Source organism: Paramesorhizobium deserti, assembly GCF_001558695.1.
Lineage (GTDB): Bacteria > Pseudomonadota > Alphaproteobacteria > Rhizobiales > Rhizobiaceae > Paramesorhizobium > Paramesorhizobium deserti.
This window is the reverse complement of record NZ_LNTU01000001.1, coordinates 962455-982861: the sequence shown is the minus strand read 5'-3', so window position 1 is coordinate 982861 and position 20407 is coordinate 962455. Positions and strand designations below refer to the sequence as shown.

The 20407-nt window shown below is 62.5% G+C and carries 18 protein-coding genes and 1 other RNA gene; 10 read left to right on the top strand and 9 right to left on the bottom strand.

What is annotated here, in order from left to right:
• Positions 1–140 precede the first annotated feature (140 nt).
• The 5 genes from dnaN (at position 141) to ATN84_RS04585 (ending at position 5003) form a co-directional block, all read left to right on the top strand.
• The gene (dnaN, locus tag ATN84_RS04605) at positions 141–1259 is read left to right on the top strand and encodes a DNA polymerase III subunit beta (RefSeq protein WP_068880297.1); all 1119 of its coding nucleotides are present in this window, start codon (positions 141–143) and stop codon (positions 1257–1259) included.
• A 61-nt stretch (positions 1260–1320) separates the two neighbouring features.
• On the top strand, positions 1321–2475 hold the full coding sequence (recF, locus tag ATN84_RS04600) for a DNA replication/repair protein RecF (RefSeq protein WP_425287375.1): 1155 nt from the start codon (positions 1321–1323) through the stop codon (positions 2473–2475).
• Positions 2476–2528: 53 nt separating this feature from the next.
• Positions 2529–3302: a molybdopterin-synthase adenylyltransferase MoeB gene (locus ATN84_RS04595; RefSeq protein ID WP_068880295.1), complete on the top strand. Its 774-nt coding sequence runs from the start codon at positions 2529–2531 to the stop codon at positions 3300–3302.
• A gap of 13 nt (positions 3303–3315) precedes the next feature.
• Entirely contained in the window at positions 3316–4575 is a 1260-nt protein-coding gene (locus ATN84_RS04590) for an aconitase X (RefSeq protein WP_082766086.1), read from the top strand.
• Positions 4572–5003: an aconitase X swivel domain-containing protein gene (locus tag ATN84_RS04585; protein ID WP_068880294.1), complete on the top strand. Its 432-nt coding sequence runs from the start codon at positions 4572–4574 to the stop codon at positions 5001–5003. The genes ATN84_RS04590 and ATN84_RS04585 overlap by 4 nt, the downstream gene beginning before the upstream one ends.
• An 85-nt stretch (positions 5004–5088) precedes the next feature.
• Here the strand turns inward: ATN84_RS04585 and ATN84_RS04580 are convergent, their stop codons facing one another.
• From ATN84_RS04580 to ATN84_RS04550, 7 genes are all read right to left on the bottom strand, one after another.
• Positions 5089–6063, bottom strand: a complete 975-nt coding sequence (locus ATN84_RS04580; RefSeq protein WP_068880293.1) for a 2-hydroxyacid dehydrogenase — start codon at positions 6061–6063, stop codon at positions 5089–5091.
• Complete coding sequence (locus ATN84_RS04575; protein WP_068880292.1) at positions 6060–7691, bottom strand: ABC transporter ATP-binding protein; 1632 nt, start codon at positions 7689–7691, stop codon at positions 6060–6062. The genes ATN84_RS04580 and ATN84_RS04575 overlap by 4 nt, the downstream gene beginning before the upstream one ends.
• Complete coding sequence (locus ATN84_RS04570; RefSeq protein ID WP_068880291.1) at positions 7688–8839, bottom strand: ABC transporter permease; 1152 nt, start codon at positions 8837–8839, stop codon at positions 7688–7690. The genes ATN84_RS04575 and ATN84_RS04570 overlap by 4 nt, the downstream gene beginning before the upstream one ends.
• Positions 8839–9939 carry a microcin C ABC transporter permease YejB gene (locus ATN84_RS04565; RefSeq protein ID WP_068880290.1) on the bottom strand — a complete coding sequence of 367 codons (1101 nt, stop codon included), beginning with the start codon at positions 9937–9939 and terminating at the stop codon, positions 8839–8841. Before ATN84_RS04565 ends, ATN84_RS04570 begins: the two co-directional genes overlap by 1 nt.
• Positions 9940–10074: 135 nt before the next feature.
• Positions 10075–11937, bottom strand: coding sequence for an extracellular solute-binding protein (locus ATN84_RS04560; RefSeq protein ID WP_068880289.1), 1863 nt, complete (start codon positions 11935–11937; stop codon positions 10075–10077).
• Positions 11934–13781, bottom strand: a complete 1848-nt coding sequence (locus ATN84_RS04555; protein ID WP_425287374.1) for an extracellular solute-binding protein — start codon at positions 13779–13781, stop codon at positions 11934–11936. The genes ATN84_RS04560 and ATN84_RS04555 overlap by 4 nt, the downstream gene beginning before the upstream one ends.
• A gap of 158 nt (positions 13782–13939) precedes the next feature.
• Positions 13940–14683, bottom strand: a complete 744-nt coding sequence (locus tag ATN84_RS04550) for a c-type cytochrome (RefSeq protein ID WP_068880287.1) — start codon at positions 14681–14683, stop codon at positions 13940–13942.
• Positions 14684–14866: 183 nt separating this feature from the next.
• On the opposite strand from ATN84_RS04550, the gene ATN84_RS04545 reads away from it, so the two are divergent.
• Entirely contained in the window at positions 14867–15616 is a 750-nt protein-coding gene (locus ATN84_RS04545; RefSeq protein ID WP_082766085.1) for a 3-deoxy-manno-octulosonate cytidylyltransferase, read from the top strand.
• A 15-nt stretch (positions 15617–15631) separates the two neighbouring features.
• Entirely contained in the window at positions 15632–16501 is an 870-nt protein-coding gene (locus ATN84_RS04540; RefSeq protein WP_068880286.1) for a prephenate dehydratase, read from the top strand.
• Positions 16502–16531: 30 nt separating this feature from the next.
• On the opposite strand, the gene nudC is transcribed toward ATN84_RS04540, so the two are convergent.
• Together nudC and ATN84_RS04530 are read right to left on the bottom strand one after the other, a co-directional pair.
• Positions 16532–17473 (bottom strand): NAD(+) diphosphatase, encoded by a 942-nt coding sequence (gene nudC, locus ATN84_RS04535; RefSeq protein WP_068880285.1) that lies wholly within the window; start codon positions 17471–17473, stop codon positions 16532–16534.
• A 28-nt stretch (positions 17474–17501) separates the two neighbouring features.
• The gene (locus tag ATN84_RS04530; protein ID WP_068880885.1) at positions 17502–17906 is read right to left on the bottom strand and encodes an HIT domain-containing protein; all 405 of its coding nucleotides are present in this window, start codon (positions 17904–17906) and stop codon (positions 17502–17504) included.
• 69 nt (positions 17907–17975) lie between these two features.
• Between ATN84_RS04530 and ffs the strand changes: the two genes are divergently transcribed.
• From ffs to ATN84_RS04515, 3 genes are all read left to right on the top strand, one after another.
• Positions 17976–18072: signal recognition particle sRNA small type (gene ffs / locus ATN84_RS04525), an RNA gene on the top strand.
• Positions 18073–18209: 137 nt separating this feature from the next.
• Positions 18210–20036 carry a DNA polymerase III subunit gamma/tau gene (locus ATN84_RS04520; protein WP_068880284.1) on the top strand — a complete coding sequence of 609 codons (1827 nt, stop codon included), beginning with the start codon at positions 18210–18212 and terminating at the stop codon, positions 20034–20036.
• 26 nt (positions 20037–20062) lie between these two features.
• Positions 20063–20386: a YbaB/EbfC family nucleoid-associated protein gene (locus ATN84_RS04515; protein ID WP_068880283.1), complete on the top strand. Its 324-nt coding sequence runs from the start codon at positions 20063–20065 to the stop codon at positions 20384–20386.
• Positions 20387–20407: the final 21 nt, after the last annotated feature.

Here is a 20407-nt window from a genome sequence, read left to right as displayed (position 1 = left end):
TTGCGGCCTCTCACGGACTTGCTTTTGAGCCTCGATATCTGCCACTTTACACCCCCTTGGGGCGGGCTCCCGCCCCGTTCCGGCCAGGCGGGCAGATGCTGTCCGCTCTGCCCGGTCAGAAGCCAGCGAGTCCGGTTATCATGCGTGTCACTCTCGAACGTTCCAATCTCTTGAAGTCGCTCAATCACGTTCATCGCGTCGTCGAGCGACGCAACACCATACCCATTCTGTCGAACGTGCTGCTACAGGCCGATGGCGCGAGCCTCCAGCTGAAAGCGACCGATCTCGATCTGGAGATTACCGAGGCGACGGCGGGGATGGTCGAGCAGGCCGGTGCCACCACCGTGCCCGCCCATCTGCTCTATGACATCGTGCGCAAGCTGCCTGACGGTGCCGAGGTGCAGCTTGCCACCAATCCGGACGGCAATTCGCTCGCCGTCCTCTCCGGTCGCTCGAATTTCCGGCTGCAGTGCCTGCCGCAGTCGGATTTCCCCGAGCTGACCGCCGGCTCCTTCACCCATACTTTCCGGCTGGAGTCGACCGCGCTGAAGCGGCTGATCGACCGCACGCAATTCGCCATTTCCACCGAAGAGACCCGCTATTATCTCAACGGCATCTATCTGCATGCCATCGAGAGCGATGGCGCGCTGAAGCTGCGCGCCGTGGCCACCGACGGCCATCGCCTGGCGCGTGCCGAGCTCGATGCGCCCGCCGGCTCAGAGGGCATGCCGGGGATCATCATCCCGCGCAAGACAGTCGCCGAGTTGCAGAAGTTGGTCGATGATCCCGACGTTGCGGTCACGGTAGAGCTCTCTGACGCCAAGATCCGCTTCACGATCGGTTCAGTCGTCCTGACCTCGAAGCTGATCGACGGCACGTTCCCGGATTACCAGCGCGTCATCCCCTCGGGCAACGACAAGAAGCTCACCATCGACCGACAGAGCTTCGCCTCGGCCGTCGATCGTGTCTCCACCATTTCGAGCGAGCGCGGACGGGCGGTGAAGCTCGCCATCGCCGACGGCCAGCTGACGCTCACCGTCAACAATCCGGATTCCGGCAGCGCTACCGACGAACTGCCGGCCGAATATGATGCCGATCCTATCGAGATTGGCTTCAATTCGAAATATCTCCTCGATATCACCAGCCAGCTCTCCGGCAGCGATGCCATCTTCATGCTGGCCGATGCCGGATCGCCGACCTTGGTGCGTGATACCGGCGACGAGAACGCGCTTTACGTGCTGATGCCGATGCGCGTTTAGAGCCGTTTGCTTTTAATGACGTGCAAAACACCCCCCCGCTGGCAGTAAAGTGACTGACAACATCCAGAGCGAGGGAAGGCGCCCGGATCGGGTTGCGGTCCGGCGCCTGCGGTTGGCGCATTTCCGCAATTATCCCAGCCTTTCACTCACGCTTTCGCCGGCACATGTCGTCCTGACCGGAGAGAACGGGTCGGGCAAGACCAATCTTCTTGAAGCCGTCTCCTTTTTCTCGCCCGGTCGTGGCCTGCGCCGCGCCACCTATCCTGATGTGACTGAGAATGGCGCGCCGGATGGTTTCGCCATCCATGCGACGCTGGAAAGTGCTGCCTATGGTGAGGTCGAGATCGGCACCGGGCTTGCCGGCAATGCCGTCGGCGATACCGCCCGCAAGGTCCGCATCAACGGCGTGCCGGCGACGTCGAGCGATGCGCTTCTCGATTATTCCCGCATTGTCTGGCTGGTGCCGGCCATGGATGGGCTCTTCACCGGAACAGCAGGCGACAGGCGACGCTTTCTCGACCGCATGGTGCTTGCAATCGACACCTCGCACGGCAAGCGCGTGCTCGATTACGAGAAGGCGATGCGCAGCCGCAACCGGCTTCTGGCCGAGGAACGCAATGACGCTCGCTGGCTCGATGCGATCGAGGCGCAGATGGCGGAACTCGGCACGGCCATCGCCGCCGCCCGCGCCGAGATGATGCGGCTCATCACCGCCATGATCGAGCGGCTGCCGCAGGAAGGACCGTTTCCGAAATCCGAATGTTTCCTGGAAGGCGCGCTGGAGAGCCGCATCGCGATCGAAGCCGCGATCGATCTGGAGGAGGATTTCCGCCGCTCCTTGCGTGACGGGCGGTCACGCGACCGCGCCGCCGGGCGCACGCTGGATGGGCCGCATAGAACCGACCTCGTCGTCCATCACCGGCCGAAGGCGATGCCGGCCGCGCTTTGCTCGACAGGCGAGCAGAAGGCACTGCTGATTGGGTTGATCCTTGCCCATGCGAGGCTCACCGGCGAATTGTCGGGCATGGCGCCGATCCTGCTTCTCGATGAGATCGCCGCTCATCTCGATGAGGGCCGTCGGGCCGCCCTTTTTGGCATCATCGATGATCTCGGCGGCCAGTCCTTCATGACCGGCACCGACCGCGCGCTGTTCGATGCCCTTGGCAACCGCGCGCAGTTCTTCACCGTTTCCGGCGGGACGCTGAGCGCTGAGTAGCTGTCCGCAAGAATCCGGCTGACAAGTATCTGGGCCGGTTCTATTGTCCGGCCATGAGCCATCATGACGAAACCATTCTGTCCGGCCCCGAACTGGAGCGCTATGCACGCCATATCGTGCTGCCGGAGATCGGCGGGCCGGGGCAGCAGAAGCTGAAGCGTGCCCGTGTGCTGGTGGTCGGCGCTGGCGGCCTGGGCGCGCCAGTATTGCAATATCTTGCGGCGGCGGGCGTCGGCACGCTCGGTATCGTCGACGACGACCAGGTTTCCCTTTCGAATTTGCAGCGGCAGGTGATCCACGATACCGAAAGCGTCGGGGAAGCGAAGACGCAAAGCGCTGCGCGCGGCCTTGCCCGCATCAATCCGCATGTGAAGGTCGAGACCCATCTCCTGCGGCTCGATGCAGCCAATGCCGAGGCGCTGATCGCCGGCTATGATGTCGTCGCCGACGGTTCCGACAATTTCGATACGCGCTATGCGGTGGCCGATGCGGCGGCGAGCGCCGAGCGGCCATTGGTCACGGCGGCGATCGGGCGCTTTGATGGATCGGTGACGGTGCTGAAGCCCTTCGCGACGGATGAGAATGGCAAGCCGAATCCCTCCTATCGCGACCTCTTTCCCAGCCCACCGCCGCCCGGCCTGGTGCCCTCCTGCGCGGAGGCCGGTGTACTCGGCGTGCTGCCCGGCGTCCTCGGCACCCTGCAGGCGATGGAGGTGATCAAGCTCATCGCCGGCATCGGCAAGCCGCTTGTTGGCCGGCTCCTGCTCTATGATGCGCTTGCCGCGCGTTTCGAGACGATCCGCTACAGTGCACGGACGAAGCCTTGAAGGATAATCGTCCATGGCGTTGACGCTGACCGAAGAAGAGCGTGCAATCGCCTCCGGCGGCACGGGCGAGGGGGCTGCGATGGCTATGCGCATCGTCGCCGAGACCGCCCGGCTGATGGGCGCGCCGCGGCTTCTCCCGATAGCCTCGGCCCACATCGATGGCGCGCTTTATCATGGCGACAGTGGCACGCTCTTTGCCGAAAGATTGGTGGAGGGCGGCGCGCGGGTGACGGTGCGCTCCACGCTCAATGTCGGCTCCATCGACCTGACCGGCTGTTCAAAGAACCGCCTGGGCGACCATGAGCGCGCCATGGCGCGGCGCATGATGGATGCCTACCGCAGGCTCGGCTGTGAGCCGAGCTGGACCTGCGCACCCTACCAGGCGGGTCACCGCCCGGCTTTGGGCAGCGATGTCGCTTGGGGTGAATCCAATGCGGTGGTGTTCTGCAATTCGGTTTTGGGTGGGCGTACCAACCGGTACGGTGATTTCCTCGATATTGCCTGCGCAATTGCGGGAAAAGCGCCCTATTATGGCCTGCATCGGGCAGAAAATCGACGGGCGCGCATCGTTTTCGATATCTCCGCCATCGATCCTGCCTTTCTCGCCTCCGAGGTGGCGTGGCCGATCCTCGGTAATCTTTATGGCCGCTTGCTCGGCGATGCCGTGGGTGTGGTCGCCGGCGCGGCGGTCCATCCGGACGAGGATGCGCTGAAGGCCTTCGGTGCGGCCTCGGCCTCATCAGGCGCGGTTGGTCTCTTCCATGTGGCGGGCGTGACGCCGGAAGCGCCGGATTTGGCCACTGCGCTCCATCATCAGGAGCCGGAAGAGATCATCCGCGTCACCCCTGAAATGCTCGCGGAAACACGGCGCAGGCTTTCGACGGTCGCGGATGTCTCCGCCATCGATGCCGTCGCCATCGGCAGCCCGCATCTTTCGATCGCCGAGTTCGACCGGCTGGAAGCGCTGATCGCCGGCCGCCGCCTGCGTGTTCCGCTTTATGCCTGCACCGGCCGCCATGCGCTGAACCTTCTCGATGAAGCAGGCCGGCGGCGGAGGCTCGAGGATTGTGGCGTCATTATCGTCGCCGATACCTGCGTCGTGGTCACGCCGATCCTGCCGGAGAAGGATGGCGCGGTGCTGATGACCAATTCGGGCAAATTCGCTCATTACGCGCCTGGCAATACTGGATACGGCGTCCTCTACGGCTCGCTCGCCGAATGCGTGGAAAGCGCTGTCGCCGGCCGTCCGGTCTTTGTGAAAGAAGCGGCATGACAGCGACGAAGACGGTGCTTCAGGCGGATGTTCTGGTGCCCGGCAGCGCGGTGCGCGCCGAGGCGCTGGTGCTGACGGCGCCGATCAGCTTCTGGGGCGGGGTCAATCCGCAGACGGGCTTGATCGCCGATGTCCGCCACCCCCAGCACGGTGTTTCGATCAGCGGGCGCATCCTCTGCCTGCCGGGCACGATCGGCTCCTCATCGGCCGCCGCCGTGCTTCTCGAGCTGGTTTATGCCGGTCTCGCGCCCGCCGCAATCATCCTGAATGAGCCGGATGCCATCCTGCTGCTCGGGCTGATCGTGGCGCGTGAAATGGGCCATGCGGTGCCACCTGGGCTATGTTTGGATAAAGAGGAGTTCCCTCGCTTCGCAAGCCGGGTACTTTCTATCAATGCGGATGGAGGTATCCTGATTGAGGCGCTTTAGGCTGTTTTCACCCCCCTCTGTGGCCGGCAGGCCGGAAGGGGGGTGAAGATGCAGGGCAACCGCGTTGATTTGGACGCAATGTCCATCAGTACTGCGCGTTACGGTCCACCAGATTTGTCAGCGGTTCGCCGCGCTCGTAGGCCTCGATCTGCTTGACGATCAGCGGCACGAGTGCCCCGGGCGCCGAGCTCGCGGCTGCGTGTGGTGTCACCGTGACCTTCGGATGCGTCCAGAGCGGACTATCGGCCGGCAAGGGCTCCTTCTCGAAAACGTCGAGTGTAACAGCTGAAAGGAGACCCCGGTCGAGCGCCGCCAGGATGTCGGCCTCGTTCTGCAGCCCGCCGCGTCCGGCATTGATCAGCACCGGCGCGCCGAGCGGGCCTTCCTGCTTCATCCGGGCGAACATCGACATGGAGAGAACGCCCTTCGTCTCGGACGTCAGCGGCAGAAGGCAGACGATGATATCCGCGCCGGCGAGGAAATCGCCCAATCCCTCCTTCCCGTGAAAGGTTTCGACGCCCTCCATTTGATGTGGCCGCCGGCTCCAACCTGTGACGCGGAAGCCGAGCGCCAGAAGCTTTTCCGCCGCATCGCGGCCAAGCACGCCGAGGCCGAGGATACCGACCGTCACCTCGTTAGCGGCCGGCTGCCGCCGGTCCTCATGCCAGATGCGGGCCTGCTGCTGCCGGCGGTAACGCGGCCCCAGCCGATGGTGGTCCAGCACCTGCCAGACGACATATTCGCTCATCCGCATCGACAGATCGTCCGAGACGATGCGGACGATCGGCACATCAGGGATATGCGGATCATGGAAGATATGGTCGACGCCTGCGCCGAGCGAGAAGATCGCCTTGAGATTGGGCAGATTGGCCAGTGAGCCGGGCTTCTGCTTCCAGACGAGCGCATAGCGGATCGTTTCGTCGCCCGGATGATCGGGCGCCAGCACGATCGGCCGGTCGGGCGCCGCCTTGGCGAATTCCGCGCGCCAGACTTCCGGATCCCAATCCGTGACCGACAGGAGGATACGTCCCTTGTCGCTGCCTTTGCCCATGTCTGTCATTGCGCAACCACTCCCCCGTCTGCTGCCTCCATGCGGAACGCCGCCGCCATCAGCGCTTTCGTATATTCCTCTTTCGGCCGGGCGAAAATTTCCACCGCCGGGCCATATTCCACAGCCTTGCCGTTGCGCATGACGAGAACGTCATTGGCGAGCGCCCGCACCACCTTCAGATCATGGCTGATGAAGAGATAGGCGAGATCGTGCTTTTTCTGCAGCGCGCGCAGAAGGTCCACCACCTGCGCCTGCACGCTCATGTCGAGCGCCGATGTCGGCTCGTCCAGCATGACGAAGCGCGGATTGAGCACCATAGCCCGTGCGATCGCGATGCGCTGGCGCTGTCCGCCTGAAAATTCGTGCGGGTAGCGGAAGCGGGTCTCGGGATCGAGATTGACCTCCTTCAGCGCCGCCACCACGCGTGCGTCGCGCTCGTCCGCCGAAAGGCCGGGCTCATGGATCTGCAGGCCCTCCGCGATAATCTCGGTGATCGACATGCGTGGGCTGAGGGAACCGAACGGATCCTGGAAGACGATCTGCAATTCGCGCCGGAGCGGCCGCATCTGCTTGAAGCTCAAGCCTTCGATCTCGCGCCCGGTGAAGCGGATATCGCCCTGGCTGGAGATCATGCGCGCCAGCGCCAGCCCGAGCGTCGTCTTGCCGGAACCGGATTCGCCGACGACGCCGAGCGTCTGGCCGGCACGGATCGTGACATCGATCCCGTCCACCGCCTTCACATGATCGACCGTGCGGCGCAGGAAGCCCTTTTTGATCGGGAACCAGACCTTCACATCCCGGCCTTCCATGACGGATGTCGCGGCCGGATTGGCGGCCGGTGGCTCGCCCTTGGGCTCCGCGGCAAGGAGGTGTTTGGTATATTCATGCTGCGGGTTTTCGAAGATCTCCTTGGTCGGCCCGGCTTCGACGATCTTGCCCTTGGTCATCACACAGACCCGGTCGGCGATCTTGCGCACGATGCCGAGGTCATGGGTGATGAACAGCATAGACATGTCCTGCGCCGCCTTTAGCTCTGCGAGGAGCTTCAGGATCTGTGCCTGCACGGTCACGTCGAGCGCGGTGGTCGGCTCGTCGGCAATCAGCAGCGCCGGCTTGTTGGCGAGCGCCATGGCGATCATTACGCGCTGGCGCTGCCCGCCCGAGAGTTGGTGCGGATAAGCATTGAGCCGTTTTTCCGGCTCGCGGATGCCCACTTCGTTCAGCAGTTCCAGCGTGCGCGCCCGCGCCGCCCTGTCGCTCATCCCCTGATGCACTTTCAGGATTTCGCCGACCTGCCGCTCGATCGTATGCAGCGGATTGAGCGAGGTCATCGGCTCCTGGAAGATCATGGCGATATCGTTGCCGCGCACCCGCCGCAGATCGCTTTCGTCCTTGTCCAGGAGATCATTGCCGTTGAACAGGATCTGCCCGGAAGGATGGCTCGCCGAGGGATAGGGCAGAAGCTTCAGGATCGAAAGCGCCGAAACCGACTTGCCGGAACCGGATTCACCGACCAGCGCAACCGTCTCGCCCTTGGCGATGTCGAAAGAGATGTGATCGACGGCGAGCGTTTCCTTGCCGCCCTGCGTGAAGGCGACGGAAAGATCACGGACGGAAAGGAGGGGGGTACCGCTCATTTGAACGCCTTTCGCGGGTCGAAGGCGTCGCGCGTCGCCTCGCCGATGAAGATCAGCAGCGACAGCATCAGCGAGATGACCACGAAGCCGGTGAGGCCGAGCCATGGCGCCTGCAGATTGTTCTTGCCCTGCGCCAGCAATTCACCGAGCGAGGGAGAGCCGGGCGGCAGGCCGAAGCCGAGGAAATCAAGCGAGGTGAGCGTCGTGATCGAGCCGTTGAGAATGAAGGGCAGGAAGGTCAGCGTCGCCACCATGGCGTTCGGCAGCAGATGCCGCAGCATGATCGTCCCGTTCGGCACGCCGAGTGCGCGCGCGGCATTCACATATTCGAAATTGCGTGCGCGCAGGAACTCCGCCCGCACCACGCCGACGAAGGCGACCCAGGAGAAGAGCAGCATGATGCCAAGCAGGATCCAGAAGCCCGGCGGCAGCACGGCCGCAATGATGAGCAGTAGGTAGAGCACGGGGATCGCCGACCAGATCTCGATGAAACGCTGGAAGAGGAGATCCACCCAGCCGCCGAAATAGCCCTGCACCGCGCCCGCCGTCACGCCGATGAGCGCCGAGGCCGCCGTCAGGGCGAGGCCGAACAGGACGGAGATGCGGAAGCCGTAGAGTGCGCGGGCGAAGACGTCGCGCGCCTGATCGTCGGTGCCGAGCAGGTTCCAGTTGCCGAAAATGCAGTTCTCATCGTTCACCCCTTGCGGATAGCGCTGACAACGCTCCTCCTTGCTGTAGAGCCAGAAGGGCTTTGAGGGTGCTGCTTCGGGGATTTCGTTGTTCACCGTGCGGTAGGAATAGCGGATCGGCGGCCAGATCATCCAGCCATGGGCCTTGATCTCGTCCGATATGACGGGATCGCGATAATCGGTGACGGCGTAGAACCCGCCGAATTTCTCCTCGGGGTAATCGACCAGCACAGGCATCAGGAGCTCGCCCTTATAGGAAGCGAGGATCGGCTTGTCATTGGCGATGAACTCGGCGAAGAGCGACGCGATGAACAGGAAGAGGAACAGCCACAGCGACCACCAGCCGCGGCGGTTGGATTTGAAATTCTGCCAGCGCCGCTGATTGAGCGGCGACAACCAAGGGCGGCGCACCGGCGATACCTGAGGTCCGGCTTCGGCCTTTGCGGATATCTGCGCCATCACACGTCCCTCCGCTCGAAATCGATGCGTGGGTCGATCCATGTATAGATCAGGTCGGAGAGAAGCCCGACGAAGAGGCCGAGAAGCGAGAAAATGTAGAGATTGGCGAAGACGACGGGATAGTCGCGATTGAGCACCGATTGGTAGCCGAGCAGTCCGAGCCCGTCGAGCGAGAAGATGGTTTCGATGAGCAGCGCGCCGGTGAAGAATGCGGAGATGAAGGCGCCCGGGAAGCCGGCGACGACGATGAGCATGGCGTTGCGGAAAACGTGGCGATAGAGCACCTGCCGCTCGGTCAACCCCTTGGCCCGCGCCGTGATCACATATTGCTTGCGGATTTCCTCCAGGAAGGAGTTCTTGGTGAGCAATGTCGTGGTGGCGAAGGCGGAGAGCACCAGTGCCGTCACCGGCAACGCGATATGCCAGAGATAGTCGACGATCTTGCCCCAGAGCGAGAGTTGGTCGAAATCCGGCGAGGTCAGGCCGCGCAGCGGGAACCAGTCGAAAAACGAGCCGCCGGCGAAGAGCACGATCAGCAATATGGCGAAGAGGAAGCTCGGAATGGCATAGCCGACGATGATGACGGCGCTGGTCCACACGTCGAAATGCGATCCGTCCTTGATCGCCTTGCGGATGCCGAGCGGGATCGAGATGATGTAGGACAGGAGCGTCAGCCACAGGCCGAGCGAGATCGAGACCGGCATCTTCTCTAGAATGAGGTCGAGCACGCCGATATCGCGGAAATAGGAACGGCCAAAGTCGAAGCGCAGATAATTCCACAGCATCTGGCCGAAGCGCTCCAGTGGTGGCTTGTCGAAACCGAACTGCTTTTCAAGGCTGGCGATGAACTGCGGGTCGAGCCCCTGCGCACCGCGATATCTGGAATTGGCGCCGCCACTGTCGAAGCTGTTCCCTTGGCCGAGATCGCTGCCGCCGCCGGAGAGGCGGTCCATCGCATCGCCGCCCTGTCCGGAAAGTTGCGCGATGACCCGTTCGACCGGTCCGCCGGGGGCGAATTGAACCACGACGAAGGAGATGGCCATGATGCCGAACATCGTCGGTATCATCAGGAGCAGGCGGCGCAGGATGTAGGCGCCCATCAGATATCCATTCCAAGGTTATCGCTGTTTCGTCCGGAGCGGAATGCGTTCGCTTTGGCTCGCGCGGCCGCTCCTTCTTTATGTTGCGCCGCATTTATGCGGACGTCAGGTGATTCCACCTGACTGCAAAATGCTCTAAGCCTTGCCAATAGCCCGTGCCTTTTCTTCATCCACCCACCAGAGTGTCTCTACCGGAAATCCGTAATCGGGTTTCGGCTCCTTGAACCCGAACCTGTCCCAATAGGCGACCAGGTGATTCGCCGAAGTCCAATTTGGAATCCAGTCGCGCCTGAGACGCAAGAGGCGATCGAGAACCTGCAGGATAGGCACGAGCTCGTCGCGAGAGCTCGCCTTGCCGGCTTCTTGGATCAACTCGTCGATCACCGGATCTGCGGTTCCCGGATAATTGCGTGTGCCGGGAATGCCCGCCGATTTCGATGAAAACATGGTGCCGAGCGAATCCTGCGTCGGTGTCGCCGTCATCGAGACAGCCATGCCCATCATGTCGAAATCGAAATTCAGGGTGCGCGCCTGGTATTGGACGGGATCGACGAGCCGCAGCGATGCATTGATGCCGATCGCCCGCAAATTCTGCATGAAGGGATTGTAGATGCGGGTAAAGGCTTCCGTATCGCTGAGGATTTCCAGATCGAAGGGCCTGCCGTCCTTGTCGGTAAATCGCCCGCCATCCCGCTTGAAGCCCGCTTCGGTCATAAGCTCGATGGCCCGGCGAAACAATTTGCGATCACGGCCGGAGCCGTCGCTGACCGGCATGGTCACCACCTCGCCGAAGATCGCTTCCGGCACGCGGTCGCGATAACGCTCCAGAATGGCGAGTTCGTCCGGTGAGGGCTTTCCCCGGGCCTCGAAATCCGAACCACCGAAGCAGGACTGCGAGCGTCGATACACTCCGTAGAAGAGGTTCTTGTTGGTCCACTCGAAATCGAAGCAAAGCGCGATCGCCTCGCGCACCCGCGGATCGTGGAAGCGCTCGCGCCGCTGGTTGAGCGCCCATGCCTGCATGCTCGGCCGCTTCTCGCGCGGGAAGGTCCGCTTCACCACCTTTTTCTCGCGGATTGCCGGGAAATCATATTCCGTTACCCAGGTTTTCGCCACGCTTTCCGAGCGCCAGTCGAGCGCGCCCTTCTTGAAAGCTTCGAATGCTGGCTGCCGGTCGCGGTAGAACTCGATGCGGATGCGGTCGAAATGATAGAAACCACGGCTGACCGGCAGCTCCCGCGCCCAATAATCCTTGTTGCGCTCATATTCGATGAACTGCGCCGGGGAAAACCGTCCGACCTTGTAGGGCCCCGAGCCCGGCGGCGGCTCCAGCGTCGAGGCGGAGAAATCACGGGTCCCATACCAGGCCTTCGAAAGAATCGGCATCCCCGCTGCATCGAGAATCGCCCGGGCCGAATGCTTGCCGGAAAAGGTGAGGCGCAGCGTCTGGGCATCTTCCGCTACCGCTTCATCGAGTTCGGTCAGCGCCAGCAGCAGTTCCGGATGGCCTTTCTCCTTGAGCGTCTGATAGCTGAAGGCGGCATCTTCAGCCGTAAGCGGTGTGCCGTCGGAAAACCGGGCTTCCGGCCTGAGCTTGAAGACATAGGAGTTACGGTCGCCTGAGATCGTCACGGTTTCGGCAACAAGGCCGTAGATGGCATCGGGCTCGTCCAGCGCCGAAGCCATCAGCGAATCGAAGCAGAGCTCCATGCGCGGCGGCGCATCGCCCTTGTTGGAGAAGCTGTTCAGCGTGTTGAAAGTGAGCGGGCTCTGGTTGAATACCCAGTTCGGCGGACCGAAGGTGAAGGTCCCGCCCTTCGGCGCCTCGGGGCTCGCATAATCGAAATGGGTGAAATCGGCGGGATATTTCAGTTCGCCGAAAGCCGAAAGCCCGTGCAGCGGCTTATCTGTGGGCGCGTCGGCGAAGGCGCGCCCCGGCAGGAAGGCGGCGATCGCCGCACTGCCGGAAAGCGAGAGGAACGAGCGCCTGTCGATCATTCGCCGCTGACCTTCAACGCCTTTTCCTTGGCCGGATCGATCCACCAGGAGAACGGATCGATACCGGAATAATCCGGCTGTTTCTCGGGGATTCCGAATTTGTTCCAATAAGCGACGTTGATTTTGTCGTCATACCATTGCGGCACCACGTAATAGTTCCACAACAGTACCCGGTCGAGCGCATGGGTCGCGGCAACGAGATCGTCGCGGTCCTTGGCATAGACCACACGGTCGATGAGCTTGTCGACTGCCGGGTTTTTGATGCCTGAATAATTCCGGCTGCCCTTGAGGTCAGCCGCCGCAGAGCTCCAGAACTCACGCTGCTCGTTGCCGGGCGACTGGCTTTGCGCAATGACCGTCGCAATCGAATCATAGTCGAAATCGTTCACCCGCGCCTGATATTGCGCGGCATCGACGATGCGCACCGTGGCCCGGATGCCGACCCGGCGCAGGTTGGCGACGAAGGGATTGAAGATACGCTCGTCGCTCGGGTCATTGCCGAGGAACTCGATGGTAAAAGGCCTGCCGTTCTTATCGAGAAGAACGCCGTCCTTGAGGGCGTACCCCGCCTCCTGGAAGAGCTGCAGCGCGTGCCGCAGATTTTCGCGCGTCGCTTGCGGTGTGTCGAAAACCGGTTCCTTGAACTCTTTGGTGAAGACTTCGGGCGGTATCTCGTCACGCACCGTTTCCAGGATTTCCAGTTCCTTCCCCTTGGGTAGCCCGCCCTCCAGGGCAAGATCGTTGCCGGCGAAATAACTCTCGATCCGCTTATACTGGTCGAAGAACAGAAGGCGGTTCATCGACTGGAAATCGTAGACCCAGTTCAGCGCCTCGCGCACGCGCCGGTCGCTGAACTTTTCGCGTCTCGTATTCAGGAAATAGGCCTGCATGCGCCCGACCGCATGGTACGGGAAGGAATGCTTGATCACGTCGCCGCGCTGCACGGCGGGAAAATTATACTGCTCCATCCAGCGCTGGATGCGGTTTTCCGCCCTGTAGTCGTAGAGGCCGCCTTTCTTGAAAGCCTCCCATGTGGCGTTGGCGTCGAGATAGTAATCGTACTGGATGCGGTCGAAATTGTTGCGGCCGACATGGACAGGCAGATCCTTGCCCCAATAATCCTCGACGCGGGCCCAGACGATGGTGCGGCCGGGCACCACTTTCTCGGCCTTGTAGGCGCCGGAGCCGAGCGGGATTTCGAGCGTCGGGCGCGAGATGTCGCGCTTTCGACCCTGGGCATCGGTTCCTTCCCACCAGTGCTTCGGCAGCACGGCCAGCTGCCCCATGATCTGCGGCAGTTCCCGGTTGCCCGTTTCGGAAAAGGTGAATTTGACTTCGTGCTCCCCGGTCTTTTCCGCCTTGACCACATCGCCGTAATATTTGTTGTAGGTCGGCGCTTGGCTTTTCAGCGTTTCAAACGACCAGATCACGTCCTCTACCGTGATCGGTTCGCCGTCATGCCAGCGCGCCGCCGGGTTGAGGCGGAATTTCACCCAGGAGAAATCGTCGGGATATTGCGTCGCCTCGGCGATCAGCCCGTAGCTGGTCGAGCCCTGATCGGTCGAATCCGACATCAGCGTATCGTAGAGCATCCCGCCGCCGAAACCGACAAAACCCGCAGCGGCCACGCCCTGAACAACATAAGGGTTGAGGCTGTCGAAGGTCCCCTCTGCCACCTGGTTGAGCGTCCCGCCCTTCGGCGCGTCCGGGTTGACATAGTCGTAATGCTTGAAATCGGAGGCATATTTCGGCTCGCCGACGAGGCTGGTGGCGGTTCGCCAGGCCGGCTCCGGACTTTGCGCGGCTCCGCCTGTCGGGAACCCCGCCACCACAGCCAGCGCCATCGCGCCTGCCAACATTGCCCTCATGCCTCTTGCCTCCGATGAGTGGAACCCATTTGGAAAAGACTATGGCATTTTGCGGAGGAAGAAAGGCATTCTTACGCGAAAAATGAAAAAAGCCGGGCTGAAAGCCCGGCTTTTCAATGAGATGATCGATATGATTACTGATTGGTAGCAGGCTGCCCGCCCTCTGCCGGGGCTGTTTCTCCACCTGGAGCCGGCGCGGGCTGTTCGCCCTGCGCAGGCGCAGTGTTCTCTGCGGGCTTCTCGGTCTCGCCGGCGGGCTGTTCGGCTCCACCTTCGGCAGGCTTGGCGTCTTCAGCCGGCGCAGCACCCTCGGTTGCGGCAGGCTCGGCGGCCGGTGCTGCCGGCAGCGGTGCCGGATTGTCGGAAAGCGTACGCAGATAGGCGATCAGATCGGCGCGCTCGCTATCGTTCTTGTCGCCGGCGAAGCCCATCGCCGTGCCCTTGACGTAGTTCTTGGGCGAGGTGAGGAAGCCGTTGAGATGCTCGTAATCCCAGACCTTGTTGTCCTTGGCGAATTCCTTCATGCCGGCCGAATAGCTGAAGCCCGGATGAGATGCGATCGGACGGTTGACGATATCCCACAGGTCCGGACCGACCTTGTTCGGTCCGCCCTTCTCGCCGGTATGGCAGGCCTGGCAGCGCTTGAAAACGGCTTCGCCTTTCTTCGGGTCGGCGGTCTGCAGCAGCGTGGCGATCGGCACGGCTGCCGGTGCGGCCTTCTCTTCGCCACCGGCGGGCTGCTCCATCGCCTGGATGGCATAGCCTTCCTTCTCGGGCTTGGGGCTATCAAAAATGACATCGGACAACAGGCTGACCGTCATGACGACAAAAGTCGCCGCGAGAAAGGCTCCGGTGTATTTATAGGTTTGAGATTCCATCTGCAGTCAGCGCTCCCCCTTTTGAGAGGTCCTCATCTTCGGGAAACGCAAGCCCATATAGCCTGGGCCGGTCCCCTCCTTGTCCAAGATGGCGCGGAAACTAGGTCTTTTGCTCCGCACTTGCAACACCTATAAGGACGCTCAGGCCCGTGACTTTTTGACACTTTTGGAAAACCAAGCCTCATGCTCCAGACCATGAAAACCCTGACGCTTATTCCCTCGCGCCTAGCATCCACGCGCCTGCCCAACAAGCCGCTGGCCGATATCGCGGGCAAGCCGATGATCGTCCATGTCGCCGAGCGAGCCGCCGCTGCCCGCCTGGGCCGCACGGTCGTCGCCACCGACAGTGAGGATATCGCCATTGCGATTCGCGCCCACGGCTTCGAGGCCGTGATGACCCGCGCCGATCACGAATCGGGTTCCGATCGCATCTATGAGGCGCTTCAGTCGCTCGATCCCGATGGAGAAATTGACGCCATCATCAATGTGCAGGGCGATCTGCCGACCATCGACCCCGAGATCATCGTCAGGGCGCTGCGGCCGCTCGAGGACGGCCCGGCCGATATCGCAACGCTTGGCGTCGAGATCACTGAAGAGAGCGAGAAAACCAACCCGAGCGTGGTCAAGATCGTCGGTTCGCCGCTTGTCGGGGACAAGCGGCTGCGCGCGCTTTATTTCACCCGCGCCACCGCGCCGTGGGGCGAGGGGCCGCTCTATCATCATATCGGGCTCTATGCCTATCGCCGCGCCGCGCTGGAGCGATTCGTCCGGCTCGGGCCGTCGCCGCTGGAGCGGCGCGAGAAGCTGGAGCAGCTCCGCGCATTGGAGGCCGGCATGCGGATTGACGTGGAAATCGTCAAATCCGTGCCGCTCGGCGTCGATACGCCTGCCGATCTCGAACGGGCGCGCGCACTTATATCTCAGGACATTTAAGGAAAGACATCCGACATGGCGGGAAAGACCAACAAAATCTCGTTCCAGGGCGAGCCGGGGGCAAATTCCGATACGGCCTGCCGCAACATGTTTCCGGACATGGAGCCGCTGCCCTGCCCGACATTCGAGGATGCGTTCAATGCGGTTGAGACAGGGACCGCCGATCTGGCGATGATCCCGATCGAGAACACGATCGCCGGCCGCGTCGCCGATATCCACCATCTCCTGCCCGAATCGCGGCTGCATATCGTCGGCGAATATTTCCTGCCCATCCATTTCCAGCTGATGGCCCTGCCGGGCACCAAGCTGGACGAAATCAGGTCGGTCCACAGCCATATCCATGCGCTCGGCCAATGCCGGAAGGTCATCCGCAAGCACGGTTGGAAGCCGATGGTGGCGGGCGATACGGCAGGTGCCGCCCGTATCGTCGCGGAAGCGGGCGACAAGACCATGGCGGCGCTCGCGCCGCGTCTGGCCGCCGGTCTCTACGGCCTCGACATCCTGGCCGAGAATGTCGAGGATATGGAAAACAATATCACCCGTTTCGTCGTCCTGTCGAAATCAAAGAAATGGGCGCCGCGCCCGGCCGATGGCAGCCGCATCGTCACGACCTTTGTCTTCCGGGTGCGGAACGTCCCGGCCGCGCTCTATAAGGCCATGGGCGGCTTCGCCACCAACGGTATCAATATGACCAAGCTCGAGAGCTATCAGATTGGCGGCACCTTCACCGCCACGCAATTTTATGCGGATATCGAGGGCCATCCGGACGAGCGGCCGGTGAAGCTTGCGCTCGAGGAACTGGAATTCTTTTCCAGGGAGATGCGCATCGTCGGCGTCTATCCTGGCAGCTCTTTCCGCGATACGCAGAACGAGCTGGGGGAGTAGCGCAACTGATCCTCGTGCTCTGACGGCGGATCAGCTTTCCGCCCAGCTCCGGATGAGATGGGCGGCGATGGCGCCCGGCGGCGGCGTCATCAGCCCTTGCGGATGCGTGCGGTCGAGCATGGCGAGCACTTCGCCGCGCTCGAACCAGCGTCCGTCCTCCAGCTCCGTGCGGTCGATGATGATCTCGTCCGACAGCGCCTCGGCATGGCAGCCGATCATCAGCGAATAGGGGAAGGGCCAGGGCTGGCTCGCGTGATAGGCGACGCGGCCGATCGGCACGCCCGCTTCCTCGCGCGTTTCGCGGCGCACTGCCGCCTCGATGGTTTCGCCGGGCTCGATGAAACCGGCGAGACATGAATACATATCAGGCGCGAAATGCGGGCTTCTCGCCAGAAGACAGCGATCGCCGCGCACCGCCAGCATGATCGCTACCGGATCTGTACGCGGAAAGTGCTGGGCCTCGCAATGTGGACAGACGCGCTTGTAGCCCCCGGCTCGCATTTCGGTAAGCGTTCCGCAGCGGCCGCAATAGCGGTAGTTCTCGTGCCACGCGATGAGGGCTGCCGCCTGCGCCAGCGCTCCGAGCTCGTCGCCCGGAATAAGCCCCTGCATATAGACCGAGCGGTAGTCGACGGCCTTGAAAGGCTCAGGCAGCTTTTCCGGATCTGATGTGGTGACGGCGGCAAGCAGCGGCCGCTCGTCCTGCCGACCGAGCAGCACCGCCTCATGCAGCAGCGGCTCGAAGTGTGCGATCTCGCTCGCGGTGAAAAAGATTTTCGGCCGGGATCCATTCCTGAAGGAGAGATGCACGCGGCCCTTGCCGAGCAGCATGATCAGCGCTTCCGGCTCGGCCAGCGCTTTCTCGGCCGCATCGTCTGAACGCTTCTCCGACAGCCGGTCGATGATGTTGCCGGCAAAGCCGACCGCCTGGCTCGGCTCGATCTCCGGCAGGTCGAACAGGCGCAATCTCATGGAAACTCCGGGTGAGGCTGTCAAATATCTAAAGCGCGTTTCTGATGGCGAGGGCGAATTGTTCCGCAACCTCCGGCTGGTAGGGCTCGCTTGTGCCGTGGCCCCAGACCGGTCCGGGCCAGGCGGGATCGCCGCTGTTGCGGGCGATGATGTGCACGTGAAGCTGCCGCACGATATTGCCGAGCGCGCCGGTGTTGATCTTCTCGCAAGCCGTTACGGATTTGAGCGCCTGCGCGGCCATCGCCAACTCGAAGGTCAGCATGGTCTGGTCGAGCGGCGTCAGGTCGTGCAGTTCCACCTTGTCGGGCCGCTGCGGCACGAGGATGAGCCAGGGCCAGCGGCGGTCGTTCATGAGCCTGAGGTCGCAGAGCCCCAGCGTGGCGACCGCAATTGTGTCCGCAGTGAGTTTCTCATCAAGCACGAATGTCGTCATGCGCTTCAAATAGCAGTTTTTTTGTGCTTTGGCTTGCTTTTTGCGTGCCGATTGACGATATGAAGCTCGGGAGGTTGGTGGTGGACGAGCCACTCGCCAACCGGGTCAGGTCCGGAAGGAAGCAGCCCTAACGAGCCGGGCACGGGTCACCGTGCCAGCCTCCCACCCTCTTCCCTTTTGCGGGTATGGTTTGCGGTCGCGGGTTCTTGGCCGATGTTCGCCTCGATGTAACATTGACGGTGCCATGCCCGGCGGTCCAAACTCCGTGGCACAGGGTGCAAACAAGGAATCGGAACGCTCGGCATGGAGACGAAAACGGCAGACGGCGCCTACCGCGTTCTCGCCCGGAAGTACCGTCCGCAGAATTTCGGCGATCTCGTCGGCCAGGAGCCGATGGTCCGCACGCTCACAAACGCTTTCCATACCGGGCGCATCGCCCAGGCCTGGATGCTGACCGGCGTCCGCGGGGTCGGCAAGACGACGACGGCGCGCATCCTCGCGCGCGCGCTTAATTACAAGACCGACGCCATAGACCAGCCCACAATCGATCTTTCGATCCCGGGCGAGCATTGCCAGGCGATCATGGAAGGCCGCCATGTCGATGTCATCGAGATGGACGCCGCCTCCCATACCGGCATTGACGATATCCGCGAAATCATCGAGCAGGTGCGCTACCGTCCGGTTTCGGCGCGCTACAAGGTCTATATCATCGACGAGGTTCACATGCTGTCGAACCAGGCCTTCAACGGCCTGCTGAAGACGCTTGAGGAACCGCCGCCGCATGTGAAGTTCATCTTCGCCACCACCGAGATCCGCAAGGTTCCGATCACGGTCCTGTCGCGCTGCCAGCGCTTCGATCTGCGGCGTATCGATTCCGGGCTTCTCGCCGGGCATTTGAGAAATATCGCCGGGCAGGAGGGGATCGACATCGATGACGTCTCGCTGGCGATGATCGCGCGCGCAGGCGAGGGCTCGGCGCGCGATTCGCTGTCGATTCTGGATCAGGCGATCGCCCATGGCGGCGGCAGGGTCGAGGCGGAGACGGTGCGCGCCATGCTGGGCCTTGCCGACCGCGCCCGCATCATCGACCTGTTCGAGATGCTGATGCGCGGCGATGTGGCGGCGGCGCTGAAGGAGTTCCGCGCGCAATATGATGTCGGAGCCGATCCGGCTGTCGTGCTGACCGACTTGGCCGAATTCAACCATCTGGTGACGCGGCTGCGCTTCACGCCGGAAGTAGCGGACGACATGTCGCTGTCGGAAGACGAGCGCGTGCGCGGCCGTGATTTCGCCGAAAAACTGTCGATCCGCGTCCTGTCGCGTACCTGGCAGATGCTGTTGAAGGGTATCGGCGAGGTGGAGACCGCTTCCCGTCCGATCCAGGCTGCCGAGATGCTGCTGATCCGTTTGGCGCATGCTGCGGATCTGCCGACGCTCGATGAAGCGCTGAAGGCGCTCGAGAGCGGCGCCGTGTCCGCACCACGTCCCAGTGCCGATGCTCCGCGGCCGAACGGCGGGGCGGTCATGTCGGGCAGTCGTCCTGCCGACGCGGTGGCATCGTCTTCCATGGGCGTGACCGGCGGCAACGGCTCGACGGCGATGCGTCTCGTCCAGCCGGAGCAGCAGGCGCGGCCCGCGCCCGAACCCCGGCCGCAGCCGGAGCCTGCCGCCGAAGCCGCAACGCCCGCGGTGCCGTTGAGCGGCCTTGCCGATATCGTGGCATTGGCCGACAAACACCGTGACATGCAGCTCAAGATCATGATCAAGAACTGCGTGCGCCTCGTCGCCATCGCGCCGGGACGGCTGGAGATCGGCCTGACCGAAGATGCGCCGAAGACGCTGCCAAGCGATATCGCGCAGAAGCTTCTCGCTTGGACCGGGGTTCGCTGGATGGTGTCGGTGTCGCGTGAGGCAGGCGGCCAGACCATTGCCGAAGTGGAGGCCGCGCGCCGTGACATGCTCGTCACCGACGCCCGCGCCGATCCCGACGTGGCGGCGATCCTCGCCCAGTTCCCCGGCGCCCGGATCACCGATGTCCGCATCGCCACGAGCGAGGCGCAGGAGGATGCCGGCGTTGATCTGGATGCCGAATTGCCGGATGTCTCGCTGACGCCGGACGATGACGACTAATAAAAATAGAAGCAGGAGTTCGACCCATGCGTGACATGATGGGTATGCTGAAACAGGCGAAGGAAATGCAGGCCAAGATGCAGGCCATGCAGGATGAGATCGCCAATCTCGAAGCGACGGGAACGTCCGGCGGTGGCTTGGTCAGCGTCACATTGTCCGGCAAGGGCGTGATGAGTGCGCTCAAGATCGATCCCTCGCTTCTCAAAGAGGACGAGGCCGAAATCCTCGAGGATCTGATCGTCGCGGCTCACAACGAGGCGAAGACCAAGATCGAGGCACTGATGGCCGAGAAGACGCAGGCGCTAACCGCCGGTCTGCCGTTGCCTCCTGGCTTTAAGCTACCATTTTAGTGAGTAGGGAATAGTGAGATA